The organism is Pseudomonas putida (assembly GCF_050990305.1).
GTDB classification, from domain to species: domain Bacteria; phylum Pseudomonadota; class Gammaproteobacteria; order Pseudomonadales; family Pseudomonadaceae; genus Aquipseudomonas; species Aquipseudomonas putida_AH.
Map to the genome: position 1 here is coordinate 1,438,111 of NZ_CP158817.1, position 23,423 is coordinate 1,461,533.

Consider the following 23,423-nt stretch of genomic DNA (forward strand, 5'->3'; position numbering starts at 1 on the left):
CGTGGACGAGAAACAACGTTACGACGAGGGCATGAACGTCCGTCGCGCGGTGCTGGGCGATGCTCACGTCGACCGCAGTTTGAGCACCCTGACCGAGTTCAACTCCGAGTTCCAGGAGATGATCACGCGTCACGCCTGGGGCGACATCTGGACCCGTCCGGGTCTGCCACGTCACACCCGCAGCCTGATCACCATCGCCATGCTGATCGGCATGAACCGCGAAGGCGAACTGAAACTGCACCTGCGCGCCGCTGCCAACAATGGCGTTAGCCGTGGCGAGATCAAGGAAGTGATCATGCAGAGCGCGATTTATTGCGGGATTCCGGCGGCCAACGCCACGTTCCACCTGGCGGAATCGGTGTGGGATGAGTTGGGGGTTGAGTCGCGGGAGTGATATTTCGCGTACACCGAAGATCCAATGTGGGAGCGGGCTTGCTCGCGAAGGCGTCGTATCAGTCGACATCGAGGTTGGCTGACCCGCCGCTTTCGCGAGCAAGGCCGCTCCCACCGTTTTCGGTGTGAACATCAGTTTTGTGTTCACCGACAATCCCTGTAGGAGCAAGGCTTGCCCGCGATGGCGATCACACGGACGCCATCGCGGGCAAGCCTTGCTCCTACAGGAGGGCGACGAGGTTTACAACAGGCTGATCGGGTAGCTGATGATCAGCCGGTTCTCATCGAACTCGTTGTTGCTGTAGTCCCGACGCATGGTCGAGTTGCGCCATTTCACGTTCAGGTCCTTCAGCGCACCGCTTTGTACGGTGTAGCCCAGTTCACTTTCCCGTCCCCATTCCTTGCCGTCGGTGATGCTGCCGGTGTGTACGTTGTCGCCACTGATGTAGCGGTTCATCAGGGTCAGGCCCGGCACGCCGAGAGCGACGAAGTTGTAGTCGTGGCGCACCTGCCAGGATTTTTCCCGGGCATTGTCGTAGCTGGAGTTGTAGCTGTCGTTGGCCAGGGTACCGCCACTGGTGCCGTTGACCCGCATCCACGGGCTGTCGCCGGTGAGTTTTTGCAGGCCGACGTAAAAGGTGTTGCCGCCGTATTTCGCCGAAAACAAGCCGTACATCGTCTTGTTGTCCAGATCGCCTGCGCGAGCGCTGCCGTCATCCTTGCCATAGAAGAAACCGAGGTTGGCCCCCAAGGTCCAGTCACCTATTGGCTGGCTGTGGGTCAGGTTGATGAACTGCTGGCTGTAGATGTCCTTGAGTTCGGCATTCCACAGGCCGATCTGAGTGCGTTTTTCGTTGAACAGGTATTCGCCGCCCTGGAAGTTGAAGCGGTCCGAAGTGAACGCGGCTTTGCCGGTCATCGACATGTCATCCATGCTGCTGTCGTCACGCGGGCTGTTCTGGCGGAACTGGCCGCCGTAAAGCGTCAGGCCATTGATCTCTTTCGAAGTGATCTGACCGCCGCGGAAGGTTTGCGGCAGGGAACGGCCATCGTCCGAGCGCAGGATCGGCAGCACCGGCATCCATTCGCCAACCTTCACTTCGGTCTGCGACAACTTCGCCTTGAACGCCACGTTGGTGCGACCGAAGTTGTCCGCCGGGCGACCGTCGCTGTCCAGCGGTAGCAGTTGCGTCCCGCCGGTGCCTTTGCCGCCATCGAGTTTCACCGAGTACAACCCCAGCACATCCATACCGAAGCCGACGGTGCCTTGAGTGAAGCCGGACTTGGCGTCGAGGATGAAGCTCTGTGTCCATTCCTCGGCCTTGCCCTGAGCCTTGGTCGGGTTGGTGAAGTTGCGGTTGATGTAGAAGTTGCGCAGGTTCAGGTTGACCTTGGCGCCTTCGACAAAGCCTGAGTCCTCGGCTTGGGCGGGCAGAGCTGCGCTTGCCAGGGCCAGGGCGATCAGACTGGGAACGAAATACGGTGCGGTGGAAGGCGTCATGGGCTCGGTCTCTCTAATTCTTGGGGGTGAAACGGGGTAGTGCCGCAGCCGGGAGGGCGCAGACATGCAGTCGACAGGTTTGGATGAAGCCTGGGGATCAGCCGGACAGGGCAGGGCGCGGGGGCATGGTGTCGAACCTGTTGTTATTGGTTTTGTGGATCGAATGGTGATGTGAATGTACTAGATGGTTCAATCGAGAAAAGCGGGTTTTGGGCGATTATCGAACATAAGATTGATTGAATTTTATGTTGTTTGGGGCGGCCTTTTCGCGAGCAGGCTCGCTCCCACAGTTGATTGAGTTCCTTCAGGAAGAATGCGGTTCGTTGTGAGAGCGAGCCTGCTCGCGAAGGGGCCAGGCCTGCCACCACACCTTTCCAGTTGGCAACAAAAAGCCCACCAATCGGTGGGCTCTTTGATTTCACAGCGCTATCAGAACAACCGCATCTTCGGCGCTTCTTCTTTCAACGGCTCGTTTTTTGCCGTCTGTTCGTTCCAGCCACCACCGAGAGCCTTGTACAGGTTCACCGCGCTGACCAGCTGAGCCAAACGGTCGGTGATCAATGCCTGTTGGGCACTGAACAACTGACGCTGGGCGTCGAGGAAGGTCAGGTTGCTGTCGACACCGATGCGGTAGCGACGTTCGGCCAGGCGGTAGTAGTCCTGGTTGGCGCTGACGAAATCACGCTGCGCCTGCAACTGGTGGGTGTAGGTCTCGCGGGCGGCCAGGCCGTCGGCGACTTCCTGGAAGGCCGTTTGAATGGACTTCTCGTAGTTCGCCACGCCAATGTCTTTCTGGATTTTCGAGTAATCCAGGCTGGCGCGCAGGCTGCCGGCGTTAAAGATAGGCAAGTTGATCTGCGGCTGGAACAGCCAGGTGCCCGAACCGCCCTTGAACAGGCCCGACAGGTCCGGGCTCAGGGTCCCGGCGTTGGCGGTCAGGCTGATGCTCGGGAAGAACGCCGCCCGCGCCGCGCCGATGTTGGCGTTGGCGGCCTTGAGGTTGTACTCGGCTTGCAGAATGTCCGGACGACGCTGCAGCAAGTCCGACGGCAGGCCAGGCGGAACATCGCTCAGCAAGTCATCGTTGAGCGGCTGGGCCGCTTGCAAGTTGGCCGGGATACCGGTGCCGAGCAACAGCACCAGGCTGTTTTCATCCTGGGCGACCTGGCGGGTGTAGCGGGCCAGTTGCGCACGGGCGTTTTCTACCGAGGTGCGCGACTGCGCCAGGTCCAGGGCCGAGGCAACCCCCACTTCGTTGCTGCGGGAGGTGAGCCTGTAGCTCTCCTCGAACGCGGCAAGGGTGTCCTGGGTCAGCTTGTACAGTTCCTTGTCGGCCTGCCAGGTCAGGTAGGCATTGGCCACGCTGGCCACCAGGCTGATCTGGGTGCTGCGCCGGCCTTCTTCGGTGGCGAAGTACTTCTGCAGGGCTTCTTCGCTCAGGCTGCGAACCCGACCAAACATGTCCAGTTCATAGGCGCTGATGCCGACGGTGGCCGAGTAGGAGCTGACGATGCCCGACTGACCGTTTTGCGACGAGTTATCCGGAACCCGCTGGCGGCTGCCGCTGCCATTGGCCGAAATGGCCGGGTACAGGTCGGCACGCTGGATGCGGTATTGAGCCGCAAAGGCGTCGATGTTCAGGGCCGCGACACGCAGGTCACGGTTGTTTTCCAACGCAACCTGGATCAGCTGTTGCAGCGCCGGGTCATGGAAAAACTGCTTCCAGCCTTGCTCTGCGGCGGCCTGAGCCGGCGCCTGGGCCGGCGAATACGCCAGGCCCTGCGGGTATTGATCTGCCACCGGCGCGTCCGGTCGCTGATAATCAGGTATCAGCGAGCAACCACCGAGCACGAAGGCGGCGACTGCCAGGGAGAGTAGCGACTTGCTCATTAGCCAGCCTCTTTAGAAGGTTCAAAAGCAGCGTCCTGGTCGGCGACCTTGCGCTGGCCCATGGACGATACGGTGACGAAGAACAGTGGGACCCAGAAGATCGCCAATACGGTGGCGGTGATCATACCGCCAATCACACCGGTACCGATTGCATGCTGGCTACCCGAACCTGCGCCGGTGGAAATAGCCAGAGGGACCACACCGAGGACGAACGCGAGCGAGGTCATGATGATCGGTCGCAGACGCATACGGCAGGCTTCGATCGCCGCGTCGCGCAGGCTACGCCCTTGTTCATGCAACTCCTTTGCAAATTCGACAATCAGAATGGCGTTTTTCGCCGCCAGGCCGATGGTCGTCAACAAGCCCACCTGGAAGTACACGTCGTTGGACAGACCGCGCAGGCTGGTGGCCATCAGTGCACCGATGATCCCCAGCGGCACCACCAACATCACCGCAATCGGAATCGACCAGCTTTCATACAGCGCCGCCAGGCACAGGAACACCATCAGCAGCGACAGGGCGTACAACGCAGGCGCCTGGGAGCCGGACAAACGTTCCTCGTAGGACAGGCCGGTCCAGGAAATACCGACACCGGCCGGCAGCTTCTTGGCCAGGGCTTCGACTTCGGCCATGGCTTCACCGGTGGAGTAGCCCGGCGCCGGGGCACCGAGGATTTCCATCGCTTCTACGCCGTTGTAGCGAGCCAGTTTCGGCGAGCCGTAGATCCACTCACCCTTGGCAAAGGCCGAGAACGGAACCATGGTGCCGGCGCTGTTGCGCACGTACCACTTTTGCAGGTCTTCAGGGCTCATGCGCGAGGCTGGCTGACCCTGGATATACACCTTCTTCACCCGACCGCGGTCGATGAAGTCGTTGACATAGCTACTGCCCAGGGCAATCGACAGGGTGTTGTTGATGTCGGCGATGGTAACGCCCAGGGCGCTGGCCTTCTCGTCATCGACTTCCAACTGGAACTGCGGTTCATCGTTCAGGCCGTTCGGACGGACCTGCGACAGCACTTTGCTTTGTGCGGCCATGCCGAGGAACTGGTTGCGCGCTTGCATCAGTTTTTCGTGGCCGATACCGGCGCGGTCTTGCAGGAACACGTCGAAACCGGTGGCGTTACCCAGTTCCAGTACCGCCGGTGGTGCGAAGGCGAACACCATCGCATCGCGGAAGGTGAAGAAGTGCTGCTGCGCACGGGCCACCACTTTGAACACGCTGTTGTCAGCGTTCCGTTCGTGCCATGGCTTGAGCATGATGAACGCCATACCGGAGCTTTGGCCACGGCCGGCGAAGTTGAAGCCGGTCACGGTAAACACCGAGTTCACCGCATCGCCTTCACCGCCATCCTTGCCTGGGCGCAGCAGGAATTCACGCATCTCGTCCACGACCACTTGGGTACGCTGGGAGGTCGAACCGGCCGGAGTTTGCACTTGGGCGAACAGTACGCCCTGGTCCTCTTCAGGCAGGAACGCCGTTGGAATGCGGGTGAACAGCCAGATCATGCCGACAATGATGATGATGTACGCCAGCAGGTACGGCGCCTTGCGCGCAAGGATATTGCCCACGCCACGCTCGTAGCTGCGAACGCCACGGTCAAAGTTGCGGTTGAACCAGCCGAAGAAACCGCGTTTCGGTGTGCCGTGCTCGCCTTTCGGAATCGCCTTGAGCATGGTGGCGCACAGCGCCGGGGTGAAGATCAGGGCGACCAGTACCGACAGGGCCATGGCCGAGACGATGGTGATCGAGAATTGCTTGTAGATCACACCGGTGGAACCGCTGAAGAACGCCATCGGCAGCAATACCGCCGAAAGCACCAGAGCGATACCGACCAGGGCGCCCTGGATCTGCCCCATGGATTTCTTGGTGGCTTCCTTGGGTGACAGGCCTTCCTCGCTCATCACCCGTTCGACGTTTTCCACCACAACGATGGCGTCGTCCACCAGCAAGCCGATGGCCAGTACCATACCGAACATGGTCAGGGTGTTGATGCTGAAGCCGGCTGCCGCGAGGATGCCGAACGTACCGAGCAATACCACGGGCACGGTCATCGTGGTGATGACGGTAGCGCGGAAGTTTTGCAGGAACAGGAACATCACCAGGAACACCAGCACGATCGCTTCGACCAGGGTTTCAACTACACCCTTGATCGACTCGGTCACCACCGGGGTGGTGTCATACGGGAACACCACTTCCATCCCTTCCGGGAAGAACGGCTGGAGGCTTTCGATGGTCTTGCGCAGGGCTTTGGCGGTATCCAGTGCGTTGGCACCGTTAGCCAGCTTCACCGCAAGGCCCGAAGCCGGTGCGCCGTTGAACTGGGCGTTGATGCTGTAGTTCTCGCCGCCCAGGCCGACGCTGGCGACATCGCTCAAGCGAACCTGGGAACCGTCCTTGTTGACCTTGAGCAGGATCTTGTCGAACTGCTCGGCGGTCTGCAGACGGGTCTTGCCGATGATCGTCGCGTTCAGCTGCGTACCAGGCAGGGCCGGCAGGCCGCCGAGCTGGCCGGAGGAGATCTGCACGTTTTGCGCGGCGACGGCGGTTTTGACGTCGATCGGGGTCAGGTTGAAGTTGTTCAACTTGGCAGGGTCGAGCCAGATACGCATGGCGTACTGGGAACCGAACACCTGGAAGTCACCCACACCGGCGGTACGCGAGATCGGGTCCTGCATGTTGGACACGATGTAGTTGGACAGGTCGTCCTTGGTCATGCTGCCGTCGCGGGATACGACGCCGATCACCAACAGGAAGTTCTTCACTGCCTTGGTCACGCGGATACCCTGCTGCTGTACTTCTTGCGGCAGCAGCGGGGTGGCCAGGTTCAGCTTGTTCTGTACCTGGACCTGCGCGGTGTCGGAGTTGGTGCCTTGCTCGAAGGTCGCCGTGATGGTCATGGTGCCGTCGGAGTTACTTTCCGAAGACACATAACGCAGGTTGTCGATACCGTTGAGTTGTTGCTCGATCACCTGGACCACGGTGTCCTGCACGGTCTGCGCGGAAGCGCCCGGGTAGGTCACGGAGATGGCGATCGCTGGTGGCGCAATGCTCGGGTATTGGTTGATTGGCAGTCTGAGGATCGACAGTGCCCCGACCAGCATGATCACCAGGGCGATTACCCAGGCGAAAATCGGACGGTCGATAAAGAATTTCGACATGGTTTACTCCCCTTTGCCTACGGAAGCCTGTGCAGCGTCTTTCGCGGGGGCCGGGTTCTTAACGTCAACGTTGGTCGCCTCTCTGGCGTTAACTTCGACGCCAGGTTTGACGAATTGCAGTCCTTCGGTGATCAGGCGGTCGCCAGCCTTCAGGCCGTCTTCGATCAGCCATTGGTTGCCAACGGTGCGACTGGCCTTGAGCTGGCGCAGTTCGACCTTGTTGTCGGGACCGACGACCAGTGCGGTCGGGGAGCCTTTGAGGTCGCGAGTCACGCCTTGTTGCGGGGCCAGAATCGCGGCGCTGTTCACCCCGGCCTTCAACTGGGCGTGAACGAACATGCCCGGCAGCAGGGTGTGATCAGGGTTCGGGAACACGGCGCGCAGGGTCACGGAACCGGTGGTCTGGTCAACCGAGACTTCGGAGAACTCCAGCTTGCCTTCCTGCTTGTATGGGCTGCCGTCTTCGAGGGTCAGCTTGACCGCTGCGGTGTTGTCGCCGGCCTTTTGCAGGCGACCGCTTTCCAGTTCGCGGCGCAATTGCAGCAGTTCCACGGAGGACTGCGTGACATCGACGTAGATCGGATCAAGTTGCTGAATGACTGCCATCGCTTCGGTCTGGCCGTTGGCGACCAAGGCGCCTTCAGTCACCGAAGAACGACCGATGCGGCCGGTCAGCGGTGCGTAGACCTTGGTGTAACGCACGTTGATCTGGGCCGATTGCAGTGCGGCTTCCGATTGCAGGCGGTTGGCCACGGCGGTGTCGTATTCCTGGCGGCTCACGGCCTGCTCGTTGACCAGTTGCTGGTAGCGGTCGGAGATCGATTTGGTCGAGCGCAGGTTGGCCTCGGCGCTTTTCAGGGTCGCTTCATAGACCGCCGGATCGATCTGGTACAGCTGCTGGCCGGCTTTGACATCGCCGCCTTCCTTGAACAGACGCTTGAGAATGATGCCATTGACCTGCGGACGCACTTCGGCAATGCGGAATGCGCTGGTGCGGCCCGGCAGCTCGGAAGTCAACGTAAACGTTTGCGGCTGCAGGGTGACGACGCCGACCTGAGGCGGTGGTGCGGCCGGTGCCGCTTCTTCCTTTTTGCATCCGCTGAGCAGTGCAGCAAGGGCGACGGCGGCGACCAGAGCGGTAACAGCTGGCTTGAATTGCATGAAAATCCTCGGGTCAGGCGCGCATGAAACGCACAAGAAAAGATGGAAAGTTAAAAAATGAGTATCGGGTGGATAAGTAGCTTGCTAAGGAATATACTTACATTCACGGTTGTTTGTAAATACCTTGGCTGTGTATCCCCGCCGTTACAGATGCCGTCGCAAGGTTGGAATTGTAGGCTCGGGGACGAGCCCCAAGAACGCTCGCCCCGCTTTTATTCAGCTGATATTCAGACATCGCTGAAGCATCCTGATTGAGGTTGTACTGCCATGGTCCGTCGCACCAAAGAGGAAGCCCAGGAAACCCGCAACCAGATTCTCGAAGCGGCTGAAAAAGCCTTTTTCGAGCGGGGTGTGGCCCGTACCACGCTGGCGGACATCGCGACCCTGGCCGGCGTCACTCGCGGCGCCATCTACTGGCATTTCAGCAATAAGGCCGATCTGTTGCAGGCGATGCTCGACACCTTGCAAGAGCCTCTGGATGAACTGGCCAAAGCTGCCGAGAGCGAAGACGAACTCGACCCGCTGGGGTGCATGCGCCGTCTGCTGATTCATTTGTTTCATGAGGTTGCGCTGGATCCCAAGACCCGGCGCATCAACGAGATTCTGTTTCATAAGTGCGAACTCACCGATGAAATGTGCGACCTGCGCCAGCAGCGCCAGACCGCCAGCCTCGACTGCAACATGCGCATCGGCCTGACCCTGCGCAATGCCGTGAATCGTGGGCAGCTGCCGGAAGACCTCGACACCAACCGCGCCGCTATCAGTATCCATGCTTATATAGACGGCCTGTTGTACCAATGGTTGCTTGCCCCCGACAGTTTCCAGTTGCACACCGAGGCCGAGCATTGGGTCGATATCGCGCTGGACATGCTGCGCCTGAGCCCCGCCCTGCGTAAGTGAAGCAACATGCGTAATCGGCTTGCCGTGGTCAATCGCTCAAACCGTAAATGAACAGTTATTCACAGGCACGGACGCAGAAGGGTGCTTTTATATACTTACGATTGGCATGTTGACAGTTAGTAAGCTCAGTAATTTGTAGGGAATTTGTGTCGCCCTCTGTAGGAGCGAGGCTTGCCCGCGAAGGCGGCCTACCAGCCAACCTGTCTCTTGCTGACCGAGTACATATCCATTGCTGCGGTAACGGCTGCTGGTGGTTTCGCCCTGGCGGCCGACTCCCTTTGGCAAACGACCCAAAGGAAGCAAAGGTCTCGCCCCGGCGTCCGGCCTCTCGCCAAGGCTCGGCGTCCCTTCGCTCCGGCATTCATCCGGGGGCATCGCCTCCGGTTTGCTTCGCTGCACCTCCTCTCGATGTGTGCGGCTTCGCCGCACGGCGCTACGCGCCTTTCCCCCGAATAAATGCCTCCACTCAGCCTCCCGAAGGGGCGGGCAGATCAAAATCAGAAGCTCGCAGGCGAGCTAACGCTCGGCCTGTTGAGTGGTGAAGAGCCAGTCGGGTGTACAGCATCCCCTATAGGAGCTGGCTTGCCAGCGATGGCGGCCTGACAGCCAACCCATTTCTTGCTGATGTACCTCAATCCACTGTAGGAGCGAGCCTGCTCGCGATGGTCGTCAACGATAACGCTGGCAGCCTGACACCCCGTGGTGTTCTGTCGTCCATCGCGAGCAGGCTCGCTCCTACAAGAGTTGCGTCAAGCCCACGATAAATAAAAAGCCCCGGCTCTTCCGAGTCCGGGGCTTTCGCATTTCAACCGCTAACGATTACAACGTCGGATAGTCGATGTAACCCACCGGCCCCTTGCCATAAAACAACTCTGGGCGCGCTTCATTCAACGGCGCATCGGCCTTCAAGCGAGCCGGCAAGTCCGGGTTGGCAATGAACGGAATACCGAAAGCCACTGCATCAGCCTTGCCAGCCGACAGCCAGGCGTTGGCGCTGTCCTTGGTGAAGCGTTCGTTGATGATGTACGGGCCGCCGAAGGCTTCCTTGATCTGTGGGCCAAGGCTGTCATCGGCTTCTTTCTCGCGCGAGCAGATGAAGGCGATGCCACGTTTGCCCAGTTCGCGAGCGACGTAGGTGAAGGTTTCGGCCAGGTTGTCGTCGCCCATGTCATGGGCGTCGGCACGCGGTGCCAGGTGCACGCCGACACGGCCGGCGCCCCAGACTTCGATGGCGGCGTCGGTCACTTCCAGCAGCAGGCGAGCACGGTTTTCCAGGGAGCCGCCGTATTGGTCGGTGCGCTGGTTGGTGCTGCTTTGCAGGAATTGGTCGAGCAGGTAGCCGTTGGCGCCGTGGATTTCCACGCCGTCGAAGCCGGCGGCCTTGGCGTTTTCCGCGCCGACGCGGTAGGCGTCGACGATGTCGGCGATTTCAGCGGTTTCCAGTGCACGTGGCGTCGGGAAGTCGGACAGCGGACGCACCAGGCTGACGTGACCTTTAGGCTGGATGGCGCTCGGGGCGACCGGTTTTTCGCCGTTCAGGTACGACTCATGGGAGACACGGCCGACGTGCCACAGTTGCAGGAAGATCTTGCCGCCCGCGCCGTGGATCGCCTTGGTCACGTTTGTCCAGCCGCGCACCTGGTCGTTGGACCAGATGCCTGGGGTGTCCGGGTAGCCGACGCCCATCGGGGTGACCGAGGTGGCTTCGCTGAGGATCAGGCCGGCGGAGGCGCGTTGCACGTAGTACTCGGCCATCAGCGCGTTGGGCACGCGACCTTCGTCGGCGCGGCAGCGGGTCAGCGGGGCCATGATGATGCGGTTGGCCAGTTCGAGGTCGCCCAGTTTGATCGGATCGAAAATAGTCGTCATGAAATAGCTCTCTTGTGAAGATCAGTTAGTAACAGGTGCCAGTTCGGGGTTACCGCTCTGACGGAAAGTGATCAGGGTCAGGACCAGGGCGAAGACCGCCAGTGCAGCGGCCGCCAGGGGCACGCTGGTCAGGCCGTAGCCGTTTGCGATGACGCTGCCGCCGACCCAGGCGCCCAGGGCGTTGCCGACGTTGAAGGCGCCGATGTTCAGGGTCGAGACCAGGTTCGGCGCAGCCTTACCGTAGGTCACCACGTTGACTTGCAGGGCAGGCACGGCGGCGAAACACGCGGTGGCCCAGAGGAACAGGGTGATTTCGGTCGGGATCAGCGCCACGCTGGTCCAGGTCAGCACCGTGGACACCACGGCCATTGCGATGAACACACCGATCAGCGTCGCGGCCAGGCCTTTGTCGGCCAGCTTGCCGCCGATGATGTTGCCGACGGTCAGGCCCAGGCCGATGAGCATCAAGCTCCAGGTCACACCGCGAGGGGACACGCCGGTGACGTCACCCAGCAGCGGCGCAACGTAGGTGAACAACGTGAATACGGAGGCGGCGAACATCGCGGTCATGCTCAGGGACAGCCAGATACCGGCGCCTTTGAGGGCACGCAGTTCAGCGCGCATATTGAGTTTTTCTTCATCGCGCTTGGCCGGCAGGAAGCGGATCAGGCCGAACAGGGCGATCACGCCGATCACGGTCACCGCCCAGAAGGTTGAGCGCCAGCCGGCTTCTTGACCGAGCGCGGTGCCCAGCGGTACGCCGAGAACGTTGGCCAGGGTCAGGCCGGTGAACATCAGGGCCACGGCCGAGGCTCGTTTGTTGGCGGGCACCAGGCCGGCTGCCACTACCGAACCGATACCAAAGAAGGCACCGTGGCAAAGGGCGGTGACCACACGGGCAAACATCAGCACGTTGTAGTCACTGGCCACCGCACAGAGCAGGTTGCCGACAATAAAGATGCCCATCAACGTTACCAACGCTGCCTTGCGCGGCAGTTTGGCGGTGGCCAGCGCCATGAACGGCGCACCGATGGCCACGCCCAACGCATAACCGGTAACCAGCCAGCCGGCACCGGGGATCGACACACCGAGGTCGGCCGCCACGTTGGGCAGCAGGCCCATGATGACGAACTCGGTAGTGCCGATGGCGAAGGCGCTTAACGCCAGTATAAGTAGCGAGAGGGGCATGGTTGATTCCTTGTCGGCTGGCTGACTTGAAGGGTCAGAGCTCTTTACTGAATGTTTTGAGGAACTCCTGAATGGTTTCCTCGTTGCGTTTGAAAAAATGCCACTGGCCGACTTTGCGGCTGCTGATCAGGCCGGCGCGTTGCAGCGTCGCCAAGTGCGCGGAGACCGTGGACTGCGATAGGCCGCAACGTTGATCGATCTGCCCGGCGCAAACGCCGTGCTCGTTGCTGTGAGACTGATCGGGAAATTCGACGGTCGGGTCTTTCAGCCAGTGCAGGATTTCTCGCCGTACCGGGTGTGCCAGGGCTTTTATAATTTCGTCGAGGTCTAGGTTCATGGTTGAGGGCTCGTGATGTGTAAAACGCTATATCGCGATGAAGCGAACTTTAAATCGGTATTTCGCGATATACCAATATGATTTTGCTCTGATGACCGAGTAAATCGGTATATCGAGTTATAACGATACGTTGAGTGTAACAATGCGAAGGGGCAGTGCTAAGCTGCGCCCATGAACTATCTCGCACATCTTCACCTCGGTGGCCAGCGCCCCGGTCAATTGCTTGGCAGCCTGTATGGCGATTTCGTCAAGGGACGGCTGCAAGGGCAGTTCGAGCCGGAGATCGAAACCGCCATTCAGCTGCATCGCAGCATCGATGTATTCACTGACCGCCATCCGCTGGTAGATGCCTCGTTGTCGCGGTTTTCCCTGACGCGCAGGCGCTATGCGGGGATCGTTCTCGACGTGTTTTTCGACCATTGCCTGGCGCGGGACTGGCGGTTGTACGCGGACCGGCCATTGGAGCTGTTCACCTCGGACGTGTACCGGGTACTGTCTAGCCAACAACAATTGCCGGAACGCCTGGCCAGGATTGCGCCGCACATGGTGGCCAATGACTGGTTGGGTTCTTATCGGGAGTTCGAAGTGCTGGAGCAGGTGCTGCGAGGGATTTCGCGGCGCTTGACCCGACCAGAGGAACTGGCGGCCGCGATGCAGGAGTTGCGGGTGTTGTATGAGCCGTTGAGCGAGGATTTCCGGTTGTTCTATCCGCAGCTTCAGGCGTTCGCACAGAACCGAGCAAACCCCATAAACCCGTAGGAGCCGGCTTGCTGGCGATGGCGAAGGGTTAGGCGCTGCAATATTGACTGGACGGATGCCATCGCCAGCAAGCCGGCTCCTACAACGTTGGCTGGACGGATGTGATCGCCAGCAAGCCGGCTCCTACGGGGGTCAGGCGGCGATCAGTTCGCCGGCGCGACGTGGTTCTGCAGGTTTGACCACATCACCAAACAACGCCTTCTGCACCGCCTGCTGCGCTTCGAACGCCAGTGCCGCGCGCTCACGGCCTTCGCAGGCAATCGGCTTGAGCAGGTGAATTTCCACATCGCCGCGATCATTGGCAAACAACCGCATCAAGTGCGACAGCAAATCGTCATCACCAATGAACGGCGCCAGCGCGCAAGGCTCGCCATCACGGACATAACGGATGGCCACCGGTTGCAGCTTGACCTCGGAATCAATCGCCGCTGACAGCAGGCGGCCGTGAAAGGTACGCAGCGAGCGACCGTCGGTAGTGGTACCTTCGGGAAACATCAGCAGCGGATGTTCCTGTTGCAGGTGGCGGGTCATCTGTTTGCGGATCAACTGGCTGTCGCCCGAACCACGACGGATAAATAGGCTGCCAGCCTTGGCCGCCAACCAGCCCGCCACGGGCCAGGTGCGAACTTCGGCCTTGGACAGGAATGACAGCGGCGTGAGCATCCCCAGCAGCGGGATGTCGGTCCAGGACACGTGGTTGCTGACCCAGAGCATCGGCGTCTTCGGCAGTTCACCGTGAACGGTCACGTCGAAGGGCAGGGCGTTGCTCAGGCGTGCCATGAAAAACCGCGACCAGCGCTGGCGACGCACCATCGAATGAGCAAGACCCAAGCGTTCAAACACACCGAACACGCTGGCCATGCACAGGCCCAGCGCGACCACCAGCAACACCCGTGTGATTCGCGCGTACACGCGCAACCGACTCATTACACGGCCGCCTTGAAGTGCTTGGCGTAGCGCGGGCAGAGTTCGTCGCGCTTGAGCAGGATGAACACGTCGGCGACCTGGAAGTCTTCGTCCCAGCACGGCTCACCACAAATTTTCGCTCCGAGACGCATATACGCCTTGAGCAGCGGCGGCATTTCGGCGATGACGTTCGACGGGATATCCAGGGTCGGCAGGGGCTTTTTCGGTTCGGCCCGCAGGTGTTCGGTGCACAGGTAGCGTTCGCGCAGGCGCTGCATGATCGCGTGAGCCTGGATGCCGCCGTCCTGCATCGGAATGCTCGCGCAGCCCATCAAGTAGCTGTAGCCACCCTGGTTCAGCACTTCCGCCAATTCGCCCCAGAGCACCGCGATAGTGCCGCCGTTGCGGTAGGCCGGGTCGACGCAGGTGCGGCCGATTTCCAGGATCGGGCCTTGCAGGTGAACCAAACCGTGCAGGCTGAATTCTTCTTCGCTGTAGAATTTGCCCAGGCTGCTGGCGGCGGTGTGGTCAAGCAGGCGGGTGGTTGCCACCAGGCGCCCGGTGTTCAAGTCGCGCACGCCGATGTGGAAGCAGTGAATGTCATAGTCATCCATGTCCAGACCCAACTCCGCGCCCTTCAGCTTGGCGTTGAATTCGCCGCTGAATACGTTGAAACGCAAGGCCTGTGCTTCTTGCAAAGCCTCGGCGCCCACCAGGCGTTCGGCTTGCAGGCGGCGTTCGTTGCCGGTGTCGCTGATGCGGGCGATCTGAGTCATGGCGAATCTCCGTGCGGGCTGCTCACCCGTCTTTGGGCTACAGCGAATCGACTTTCTTTGTCTAGCCGTGTTGTGCAAAGTCAGGCTATGTAGCCCCGGTGTCATCGCCGTTAAGCTTTGGTGATGCTTGTATGACAGCCCACAAGGAGCCTCTTATGCCCTGGCAAACCCTGTTGAATCGCCGCGATCGCTTGCCCGCCAACCCGGACCTGGGCGAGGGGTTCGTGACGCTGTTGCAGTTGTTGGGCAACGTCACTCCATTCGAGTTGGCCGTGGCCGGCGGACGTCTGATGGCGACACCCGGCCTGGCATTTCTGGTGGGCTACCAGGCGGCGTTGCGCATGTTGTGGCCGAGTGCGCCGCCGAGCCTTGGCGCCTTGTGCGCGACCGAAAAGCGCAGCCTGCGACCGGCCGACATGCAGACCCGCCTGACTGGGTTGCGCCTGAGCGGGCGCAAGGATTTCGTCACGGCGGGCGACGCTGCCGACTGGTTGCTGGTGGCTGCCCGCAGTGAGCAACCCGGCGACGATCCGCGCCTGAGCCTGACGGTGGTCTATCCCGGTGAACCGGGCGTGCGCGTGGAAAAACTCCCGGCGATCCCGTTGATGCCGGACATCAGCCACGGCCGATTGTTATTGGATAACGCACTGTGCGAATTGCTGGCGGGGGATGGTTGGGACGCGTACGTCAAACCGTTCCGCACCCTGGAAGACACCTGTGTACTCAGCGCGATGACGGCGTGGCTGTATGGCGTCGGTCAGGACTGCGACTGGCCGCAATCCTTGCAATTGCGCTTGTTGGCACTGCTGGCCGGTTGCGCGGAAGTCAGCCGGCAGGCGCCGAGTAATCCGGCGGGACATGTGTTGCTGGGTGGGTTGTTTGCGCAGTTCGAGGCGCTCAAGGCTGAGATCAACCAAGCACTGGCCGATGGTCCGCCACAGTGGGCAGCGATGTGGCAGCGCGATCAGGCGGTGATGGACCTGGCGGCGGGCGCGCGGGGCAAACGGTTGGCCAAGGCACTGGCGGCAATCTGAAGGGCCTCTTCGCGGGCAAGCCTCGCTCCTACAGGTTTAGTGCCGACCGACGCTGAGTCCGTAGGAGCGAGGCTCGCCCGCGAAGGCGGCCACACAGACAACACAAATCCCGGAACTGTCATCAACCTCGACTAGGCTCATCAGGTTTATCCCCAAGAGCCCCCGCCATGTCCAAAGGCTTGTCCCTGCTTTTCATCCTGCTGCTCAGCCTCACGGCACACGCTGAAAACTGGCCCGCCGAACAATGGTCGACCGGCCCGGCCACCACCGGTCCGGCGCTCCAGGCACTGGAGGCCTACGCCTTCCCACCCCGCGATGACAGCACTCACAAGGGCATCCGCACCGACGCCTTGCTGGTCATCCGCGACGGCCAGTTGATCTACGAACGCTACGCCGGTCCGACCACCGCCGACACCCCACACCTGACCTGGTCGATCAGCAAGAGCCTGCTGGCCACGGTGCTCGGTGTGGCTTACGGCGAAGGCCGTTTCAAGCTTGAGGACCCGGTCGCCAAATACTATTCACCGCTGCAAAAACACCCGAATCTGACCGTGGCCGATCTGCTGCATTGGGCCTCGGGTCTGGACTGGCAAGAAGACTATGAATACGCCCCACTGAAATCCTCTGTGGTGGCCATGCTCTATACCCGCGGTCACACGGACATGGCCGCGTTCACCGCCGGCCATGACAGCTACGCGGCGCCGGGACAGGCGTTTCGTTATTCCAGCGGTGACAGCAATCTATTATCCGCTGCGCTGAAAAACATCGTCGGGCCGCAGCGCTACGGGGACTATCCGTGGACTGCGTTGTTCGAGCCGCTGGGCATTCGTCATGCGACTTGGGAAACCGACGCCACGGGCACCTTCGTCGCCTCGTCTTACGCTTACCTCACCGCTCGCGATCTGGCCCGCATCGGCTTGTTGATGGCCCGCGACGGTCGCTGGGGCGAGCGGCAGTTGCTGCCCAGGGATTGGATCGCCTTCAACCGCGAGCCGTTCGCGTATTACCGGGCCCATCAGGATGAAGCGGTGCCAGGCGGCCATTGGTGGCTCAATCGCGCTGCGGATGGAGCGGCCCAACCCTGGCCCGATGCTCCTGCCGACACCTTTGCCGCGTTGGGCCATTGGGGGCAGGCGATGTACGTGATCCCCAGCGAAAAGCTGGTGATCGTCCGTTATGCCGATGATCGCGATGGCAGCTACGGGCACAACGAATTGCTCAAACTCGTGCGCCAGGCGTTTGCCGGGACGGTGCAGCCATGATGCGTCGATGGTTGGGTCGAGTTTTGCTGTTGCTGCTGGTCGCCTTGCTCGGCTGGATCTGGCACGAACGCGTCGCGTTGTGGGCATTCCCGGACATCATCAGCGCCTACACCGCCAAGGAATATTGTTCGTGCCGCTATGTGATGAACAACGACGCCGGGTATTGCCACAGCTACGTGAAACAGTGGCTGCCCACCAGCAGCTTTACCGATGACACCGCCAGCAAGCGCATCACCGTCAGCGGCATGGGGCGCAGCAACAGCGCTGTGTGGGTTGGCGAACGCCAGGGCTGTCGCCTGAACCCCTGAATCCACACACAACACCTGTAGGAGCGAGCATGCTCGCGATGAATCCGACAACTCCGTTGGGTGTCAGGCCGCCAGCGTTATCGTTGGCGACCATCGCGAGCATGCTCGCTCCTACAGGTATTTCGGTGCCTCTGGCTCTATGGTTCCACACCGTGGAACCAGATTCGATTGTCCTCGCCCGCGACTCGCGGTTATCTGGCGGTGAGCGCGACCTGCCTTGATGTGTCGCGAAATCACCACGAACAAAAAGAACGGGAATACACCCGGCCCGAGGACAATCGTCATGACCCGACATCAGCACATTCTTGCCTGGCTCAACGACGTCGCCAGCGACCTGCACGCCACCCGCCAAGACATCCATGCTCATCCTGAACTCGGCTTCGAGGAAAACCGCACCTCGGCGCTGGTCGCCCAGTCGCTTGAAGAATGGGGTTACGAAGTGCACACCGGCATCGGCAAGACCGGTGTGGTCGGCGTGCTGCGCAACGGCAGCAGTTCGCGCAAGCTGGGGATTCGGGCGGACATGGATGCACTGCCGATCATCGAAAACACCGGCGTGGCCTACAGTAGCCAGCATCAAGGCTGCATGCACGCCTGCGGGCATGACGGCCACACCACCATGCTGCTGGGCGCTGCGCGCTATTTGGCGGCGACCCGCCAGTTCGACGGCACCCTGACCCTGATTTTCCAACCCGCCGAAGAAGGCCAGGGCGGTGCCGAGGCGATGCTCGCCGATGGGTTGCTCGAACGTTTCCCCTGCGATGCGCTGTTCGGCATGCACAACATGCCGGGCCTGCCGGCGGGGCACCTGGGCTTTCGCGTAGGGCCGATGATGGCTTCGCAGGACCTGCTGAACGTCACGATCGAAGGCGTCGGCGGCCACGGCTCGATGCCGCATCTGGCGGTGGACCCGTTGGTGGCGGCGGCCAGTATAGTCATGGCCTTGCAAACCGTGGTCGCGCGCAACATCGATGCGCAGCAGGCGGCGGTGGTGACCGTCGGTGCGTTGCAGGCTGGCGAAGCGGCCAACGTCATCCCGCAGCAGGCGATCCTGCGCTTGAGCTTGCGGGCGCTGAATGCCCAAGTGCGCGAACAGACCCTCGAACGCGTGCGCGCAATCATCGAAACCCAGGCCACCAGTTTCGGCTGCACCTCTCGCATCGAACACCGCCCGGCCTATCCGGTGTTGGTCAACCACGCCGCCGAAACCGAGTTCGCCCGCCAGGTCGGGGTCGAGTTGGTTGGCGAAGACGCCGTGGATGGCAACACCGCCAAACTCATGGGCAGCGAAGACTTCGCCTGGATGTTGCAACGCTGCCCCGGCGCCTACCTGTTCATCGGCAACGGCGTGTCGCGGCCGATGGTGCACAACCCCGCCTACGACTTTAACGACGACATCCTGCTGACCGGCGCTGCGTATTGGGGCGCGTTGGCCGAGAGCTGGCTCAAGCCGGCCTGACCTTTCCACTTTCTACTGCCGCTGGACCGGGCGCGCCTCTTCGCGCCCGTTAAAACCCAACAGGTTTCTGGAGAGTTCCCCATGCACAGTTCAAGCACTGGCGTTTCGCGTACCCGGCAGGTGGTCGCCGCCGTTATCGGCAATGCGCTGGAGTGGTATGACTTCATCGTTTACGGCTTTCTGGCCAGCATTATCGCCCGGCAATTTTTCCCCTCCGACGACGACTACGCCTCGCTGTTGATGGCCCTGGCGACCTTCGGCGTCGGCTTCTTCATGCGCCCGGTGGGCGGCATCCTGTTGGGCATGTATTCGGACCGAAAAGGGCGCAAGGCCGCGATGCAGCTGATTATTCGCCTGATGACGGTGTCCATCGCTTTGATCGCCTTCGCGCCCAATTACGCGGCCATCGGCATGGGCGCGCCGCTGTTGATCGTGGTCGCGCGGATGCTGCAAGGCTTCGCCACTGGCGGCGAGTACGCCAGCGCCACAGCGTTCCTGGTGGAAAGCGCACCGGCGCACCGCAAAGGGCTGTACGGCTCGTGGCAATTGGTCGGGCAATGCCTGGCGGTGTTTTCCGGTGCGGCAATGGTGGCGTTGTTCACCCATCTGCTGTCGCCCGAGGCGCTGGACAGTTGGGGCTGGCGGGTTCCGTTCATGATCGGTCTGCTGATCGGCCCGGTGGGTCTGTGGATTCGCAAACACATGGAAGAGCCGGAGGAGTTCCTGCAAGCGCGCAAACAGGCAAAAGGTGCAGGCCCCGGTTTGCTGCAAGTGATCCGCGAACATCGGCGGGCGATCCTGGTGTCCATGGGCCTGGCCTGTGGCGCGACCGTGTCGTTCTACGTGGTGCTGGTGAACATGCCGACCTTTGCCCACAAGAACCTCGGCCTGCCGCTGGATCAGGTATTGCTGGTGCAGATGCTCGCGGTGGCGGTGATGACCGTGGTGATCCCGTTGTCCGGCGCGCTGTCTGATCGACTTGGCCGCCGCCCGGTACTGATGGCGTTCACCCTGGCGTTTTTCCTGATGGTCTATCCGTTGTACGTGTGGGTCGCGGCAGCTCCATCGGTGGAGCGCCTGCTGGTGATGCAATTGCTGTTGTGCAGCGCGATCGGCGGCTTCTTCGGCCCGGCACCGACGGCGCTGGCCGAGCAGTTCCCGGTCGAAGTGCGCTCCACCGGCGTCTCGGTGGCCTATAACGTTGCGGTCATGATCTTCGGCGGTTTTGCCCCGTTGATCGTCACCTGGCTGAGCAAGGTACTGGCGACACCGGTGGCCCCTTCCTTCTACGTGTTGTTCACTTGCCTGCTGACGCTGTTGGGTACCTACTGCATGCAGGAGAAGCCGCGAGCAACAAACTCTGTCGCACTGAACCTTGAGGTGAAATCTTGAGCATCCATCCGATCGTTGAAATGGACGCCGCTGCGTTGTCCCGGGCCATTCACGCCAGGGACGTGTCATGCCGTGAAGTGATGCAGGCGTATCTGGCGCAGATCGAGCGCTTCAATCCGCAGGTCAATGCGCTGGTGTCCCTGCGTTCGGAAGAGGAACTGCTGGCCGAGGCCGATGCCTGCGACCGACAGCTGGATCAGGGCCAGTCCCGCGGCTGGATGCACGGCATGCCGCAGGCGATCAAGGATCTGGCGGCCACCGCCGGCTTGCGCACGAGCATGGGCTCGCCGCTGTTCGCCGAACAAGTGCCGGCACAGGATGCGATCAGTGTGTCGCGTGTCCGCCAGAGCGGGGCGATCATCATCGGCAAGACTAACGTCCCGGAGTTTGGCCTCGGCTCGCAGACCTACAACAGCGTGTTCGGCACCACCACCAATGCCTACGATCACTCGCGGGTTGCCGGTGGCAGCAGCGGCGGGGCAGCGGTGGCGCTGGCCTTGCGCATGCTGCCGGTGGCCGACGGCAGCGACATGATGGGTTCGCTGCGCAATCCGGCGGCCTTCAACAATGTCTTCGGTTTTCGTCCGTCCCTGGGCCGCGTGCCTCACGGACCGGCGCCGGAAGTGTTCGTCCAGCAACTGGCCACCGAAGGGCCGATGGGCCGCACCGTCACCGACGTCGCCCGTTTGCTTGGCACCCAGGCCGGCTACGATCCGCGCGTGCCGCTGTCGCTGACCGGCAGTCCGGAGATTTTCCAGCAGTCGCTGGCGCAGGATTTCAGCGATGTCCGGCTCGGCTGGCTCGGCGATTACAACGGCTACCTGCCGATGGAGCCCGGCGTGATGAGCCTGTGCGAGTCGTCGCTGCAGGATTTCGCCGCGCTGGGTTGCAAGGTCGAAGCCTGTCAGCCGGATTTTTCGATGGAGCGCTTGTGGCAAACCTGGCTGGTACATCGGCATTGGCTGGTGCAAGGGAGCCTGGGCGGGTTGTATGCCGATCCCCGGAAACGCCAGCAGCTCAAGCCCGAAGCCCAGTGGGAAATCGAGGGCGGCTTGCACCTGAGTGCGGCGGACGTTTATCAGGCTTCGGTCAGTCGCAGCGAGTGGTACCGGGCCTTGAACGAGTTGTTCGAGCGTTACGACTTCCTGCTGCTGCCCACCGCCCAAGTGTTCCCTTTTGATGCACAGACCCCGTGGCCGCGTGCCGTCGGTGGGCGGGACATGGACACCTATCACCGCTGGATGGAAGTGGTGATCGGCCCGACCCTGGCCGGTCTGCCGGCGATGAACGTGCCCGTGGGATTCAACCCGGCCGGCCTGCCGATGGGCCTGCAAATCATTGGCCCGGCCCAGGCCGACCGTGCGGTGTTGCAATTGGCTTATGCCCATGAGCAGTTGACGCAATGGGTCAAGCGTCGGCCGCCCGCTTGTCTGCAACTGACTTGAGCGTTCGGGATGGGCCTGTAACTTGCTGTAACTTGTGAAAGGAGCCTATGTTGGTCAAGAGCTGATTGGGAGATCGAACACATGGACAGCAAGGCAGAAACCGGCAGCGTACGATCCGTGGAGCGCGCCCTGGCGATCGTCGAATTGCTCGGCGAGCATCAGGCGCTGGGTCTTGAGCAGTTGCACTATCTGACTGCCCTGCCCAAAGCCACGGTGTCGCGCATGTTGCTGACCTTACAGGAGCAGGGCTGGGTTTATCGCGGCTTGAGCGACCGGCAATACCGACTGTGCGCCAAGCGCCTGTTTGGTGACAGTCAACAACGCTTCAAGCGGCGCCTGGTGGAAAGCGCAGCGCCCTTGCTGGTGGAGCTGAGCGAGCGCACCGGGCTGGTGGCGGACCTGTCGTGCTTTGATGGCGAACGGGTCGAGGTCATGGAGAGCTCGATCCCTTCGGCGTTGCGCAAACGCTATCCGAACAACTGCCAGATCGTCGGTCACAATGCCAGCCTGTTTCATTCCGCCATGGGCCGTGCCTGCCTGGGCGAGCTGCAAAGCCATGAAGTCGCGCGCCTGGCGGCCCGTGAGCGGATCAGCGATGAATCGCTGTATCGCGTCACCGGGCAATCACTGCATCAGGGCTTCGGCCAGCGTACCGAAGGCCACTGGGAATACCCGGTGCGCCTGCCCTTCCTGATCCGCGCGGTGGCATTGCCGATTCGTGCCGACGGCCGTCTGGTCGACAGCATGGCGCTGCACTGGCCGATGGACGAGGCGCCGGTGGAGCGGGTGCTGAGCCTGCATCTCAATAGCCTGGCGGCCACCATTAGCGATGTGCAGCGGGTGATGGCCTGATCTGTGGTATGAGCGCTTTTGTGGCGAGGGGATTTATCCCCGCTGGAGTGCGAAGCACTCCCAAAACCACGCAACGAGTTTTAACAGACAGACTGCATTTACAGGTTTTAGCACTGCTTCGCAGCGCAACGGGGATAAATTCCCTCGCCACAAAGGCCGGTTGGGAGGAACGGAAAGTTTGCAACTTGTGACAAGCCAGTTAAGGTTCAGCACAGGTTTATCTGCCCCCAGAGTCTTTATGTTCAAGCGGTCTGTCACTCAAACCCTCGCCATCCTCCTGTTGGCCGGCGCAAGCCTGTCGGCCCGGGCCGATTGGTATCTGGACGGCGAGTCCTCGCGGCTGTCGTTGGTCAGCACCAAAAACGCCAATATTTCCGAAGTGCAGCGCTTTTTGGTGCTGCATGGCAAGGTCGATCCCAAAGGCCTTGCGCAGGTGGAAGTCGAGCTCGAGTCGATCAACAGCGGCATTCCCTTGCGTGATGAGCGCATGCGCAAGGATCTGTTCGAGATCGAGAAATTTCCCGAAGCCTTGATCACCACGCAAATCGATCTGCGCCCGATCAACGACCTCGCCCCTGGTGCGCAACTGGAATTGCGCCTGCCGCTGACCGTCGACTTGCATGGCAAACAACACACCTACAACGCCCAATTGCTGGCCACGCGCCTGGATGACCGGCGCTTTCAAGTAGTGACCCTGGAACCGGTGGTGATCAATGCCGAAGATTTCGACCTGGCACCGGGGCTTGAAGCACTGCGAAAGGTCGCCGGTCTGACGGCCATCAGCCTGTCGGTGCCCGTGGGCGCCGTGCTGATCTTCACGGCGCGCTGAC

Annotated in this window: 20 protein-coding genes; 11 read left to right on the forward strand and 9 right to left on the reverse strand. The window is 61.3% G+C overall.

Going from position 1 to position 23,423, the window contains the following annotated elements; translation table 11 throughout:
• The first annotated feature begins 1 nt into the window (after position 1).
• A complete protein-coding gene (pcaC, locus tag ABTV22_RS06635; RefSeq protein ID WP_110966777.1) occupies positions 2-394 on the forward strand; it encodes a 4-carboxymuconolactone decarboxylase in 393 nt (130 codons plus the stop codon).
• A gap of 240 nt (positions 395-634) precedes the next feature.
• Here the strand turns inward: pcaC and ABTV22_RS06640 are convergent, their stop codons facing one another.
• From ABTV22_RS06640 to ABTV22_RS06655, 4 genes are all read right to left on the reverse strand, one after another.
• Positions 635-1,894, reverse strand: a complete 1,260-nt coding sequence (locus tag ABTV22_RS06640) for an OprD family porin (protein ID WP_433739111.1) — start codon at positions 1,892-1,894, stop codon at positions 635-637.
• 429 nt (positions 1,895-2,323) lie between these two features.
• The gene (emhC, locus tag ABTV22_RS06645) at positions 2,324-3,784 is read right to left on the reverse strand and encodes an efflux RND transporter outer membrane subunit EmhC (protein ID WP_433739112.1); all 1,461 of its coding nucleotides are present in this window, start codon (positions 3,782-3,784) and stop codon (positions 2,324-2,326) included.
• Complete coding sequence (gene emhB, locus ABTV22_RS06650; RefSeq protein ID WP_433739113.1) at positions 3,784-6,945, reverse strand: efflux RND transporter permease subunit EmhB; 3,162 nt, start codon at positions 6,943-6,945, stop codon at positions 3,784-3,786. The genes emhC and emhB overlap by 1 nt, the downstream gene beginning before the upstream one ends.
• Positions 6,946-6,948: 3 nt before the next feature.
• Positions 6,949-8,106, reverse strand: a complete 1,158-nt coding sequence (locus ABTV22_RS06655; protein ID WP_433739114.1) for an efflux RND transporter periplasmic adaptor subunit — start codon at positions 8,104-8,106, stop codon at positions 6,949-6,951.
• A gap of 267 nt (positions 8,107-8,373) precedes the next feature.
• Between ABTV22_RS06655 and ABTV22_RS06660 the strand changes: the two genes are divergently transcribed.
• Positions 8,374-9,006: a TetR family transcriptional regulator gene (locus ABTV22_RS06660; protein WP_433739115.1), complete on the forward strand. Its 633-nt coding sequence runs from the start codon at positions 8,374-8,376 to the stop codon at positions 9,004-9,006.
• A gap of 819 nt (positions 9,007-9,825) precedes the next feature.
• Here the strand turns inward: ABTV22_RS06660 and ABTV22_RS06665 are convergent.
• The 3 genes from ABTV22_RS06665 to ABTV22_RS06675 are packed head-to-tail and all read right to left on the reverse strand — an operon-like array spanning position 9,826 to position 12,400.
• Positions 9,826-10,875, reverse strand: coding sequence for an alkene reductase (locus ABTV22_RS06665; protein ID WP_433739116.1), 1,050 nt, complete (start codon positions 10,873-10,875; stop codon positions 9,826-9,828).
• Positions 10,876-10,896: 21 nt separating this feature from the next.
• Entirely contained in the window at positions 10,897-12,063 is a 1,167-nt protein-coding gene (locus tag ABTV22_RS06670) for an MFS transporter (protein ID WP_433739117.1), read from the reverse strand.
• A gap of 34 nt (positions 12,064-12,097) precedes the next feature.
• Complete coding sequence (locus tag ABTV22_RS06675) at positions 12,098-12,400, reverse strand: ArsR/SmtB family transcription factor (RefSeq protein WP_046029399.1); 303 nt, start codon at positions 12,398-12,400, stop codon at positions 12,098-12,100.
• 171 nt (positions 12,401-12,571) lie between these two features.
• Here ABTV22_RS06675 and ABTV22_RS06680 point away from each other — a divergent pair, with 171 nt between their 5' ends.
• A complete protein-coding gene (locus tag ABTV22_RS06680; RefSeq protein WP_433739118.1) occupies positions 12,572-13,159 on the forward strand; it encodes an ACP phosphodiesterase in 588 nt (195 codons plus the stop codon).
• Positions 13,160-13,291: 132 nt separating this feature from the next.
• Here the strand turns inward: ABTV22_RS06680 and ABTV22_RS06685 are convergent, their stop codons facing one another.
• Positions 13,292-14,086, reverse strand: a complete 795-nt coding sequence (locus tag ABTV22_RS06685; RefSeq protein ID WP_433739119.1) for a lysophospholipid acyltransferase family protein — start codon at positions 14,084-14,086, stop codon at positions 13,292-13,294.
• On the reverse strand, positions 14,086-14,841 hold the full coding sequence (olsB, locus tag ABTV22_RS06690; RefSeq protein ID WP_433739120.1) for an L-ornithine N(alpha)-acyltransferase: 756 nt from the start codon (positions 14,839-14,841) through the stop codon (positions 14,086-14,088). Before olsB ends, ABTV22_RS06685 begins: the two co-directional genes overlap by 1 nt.
• Before the next feature lie 155 nt (positions 14,842-14,996).
• Between olsB and ABTV22_RS06695 the strand changes: the two genes are divergently transcribed.
• The 8 genes from ABTV22_RS06695 (at position 14,997) to ABTV22_RS06730 (ending at position 23,422) form a co-directional block, all read left to right on the forward strand.
• Positions 14,997-15,875 carry an acyl-CoA dehydrogenase gene (locus ABTV22_RS06695; RefSeq protein ID WP_433739121.1) on the forward strand — a complete coding sequence of 293 codons (879 nt, stop codon included), beginning with the start codon at positions 14,997-14,999 and terminating at the stop codon, positions 15,873-15,875.
• Positions 15,876-16,042: 167 nt separating this feature from the next.
• Positions 16,043-17,137 (forward strand): serine hydrolase domain-containing protein, encoded by a 1,095-nt coding sequence (locus ABTV22_RS06700; RefSeq protein WP_433739122.1) that lies wholly within the window; start codon positions 16,043-16,045, stop codon positions 17,135-17,137.
• Positions 17,134-17,445 carry an amidase gene (locus ABTV22_RS06705; protein ID WP_433739123.1) on the forward strand — a complete coding sequence of 104 codons (312 nt, stop codon included), beginning with the start codon at positions 17,134-17,136 and terminating at the stop codon, positions 17,443-17,445. The genes ABTV22_RS06700 and ABTV22_RS06705 overlap by 4 nt, the downstream gene beginning before the upstream one ends.
• A gap of 283 nt (positions 17,446-17,728) precedes the next feature.
• Complete coding sequence (locus ABTV22_RS06710; RefSeq protein ID WP_433739124.1) at positions 17,729-18,904, forward strand: M20 aminoacylase family protein; 1,176 nt, start codon at positions 17,729-17,731, stop codon at positions 18,902-18,904.
• A gap of 81 nt (positions 18,905-18,985) precedes the next feature.
• Positions 18,986-20,296: a citrate-proton symporter gene (locus tag ABTV22_RS06715; RefSeq protein WP_433739125.1), complete on the forward strand. Its 1,311-nt coding sequence runs from the start codon at positions 18,986-18,988 to the stop codon at positions 20,294-20,296.
• Between the two features lie 20 nt (positions 20,297-20,316).
• A complete protein-coding gene (locus ABTV22_RS06720) occupies positions 20,317-21,741 on the forward strand; it encodes an amidase (protein ID WP_433741323.1) in 1,425 nt (474 codons plus the stop codon).
• 81 nt (positions 21,742-21,822) lie between these two features.
• Positions 21,823-22,593, forward strand: a complete 771-nt coding sequence (locus ABTV22_RS06725; RefSeq protein ID WP_433739126.1) for an IclR family transcriptional regulator — start codon at positions 21,823-21,825, stop codon at positions 22,591-22,593.
• A 238-nt stretch (positions 22,594-22,831) separates the two neighbouring features.
• The gene (locus ABTV22_RS06730; protein ID WP_433739127.1) at positions 22,832-23,422 is read left to right on the forward strand and encodes a YceI family protein; all 591 of its coding nucleotides are present in this window, start codon (positions 22,832-22,834) and stop codon (positions 23,420-23,422) included.
• Position 23,423: the final 1 nt, after the last annotated feature.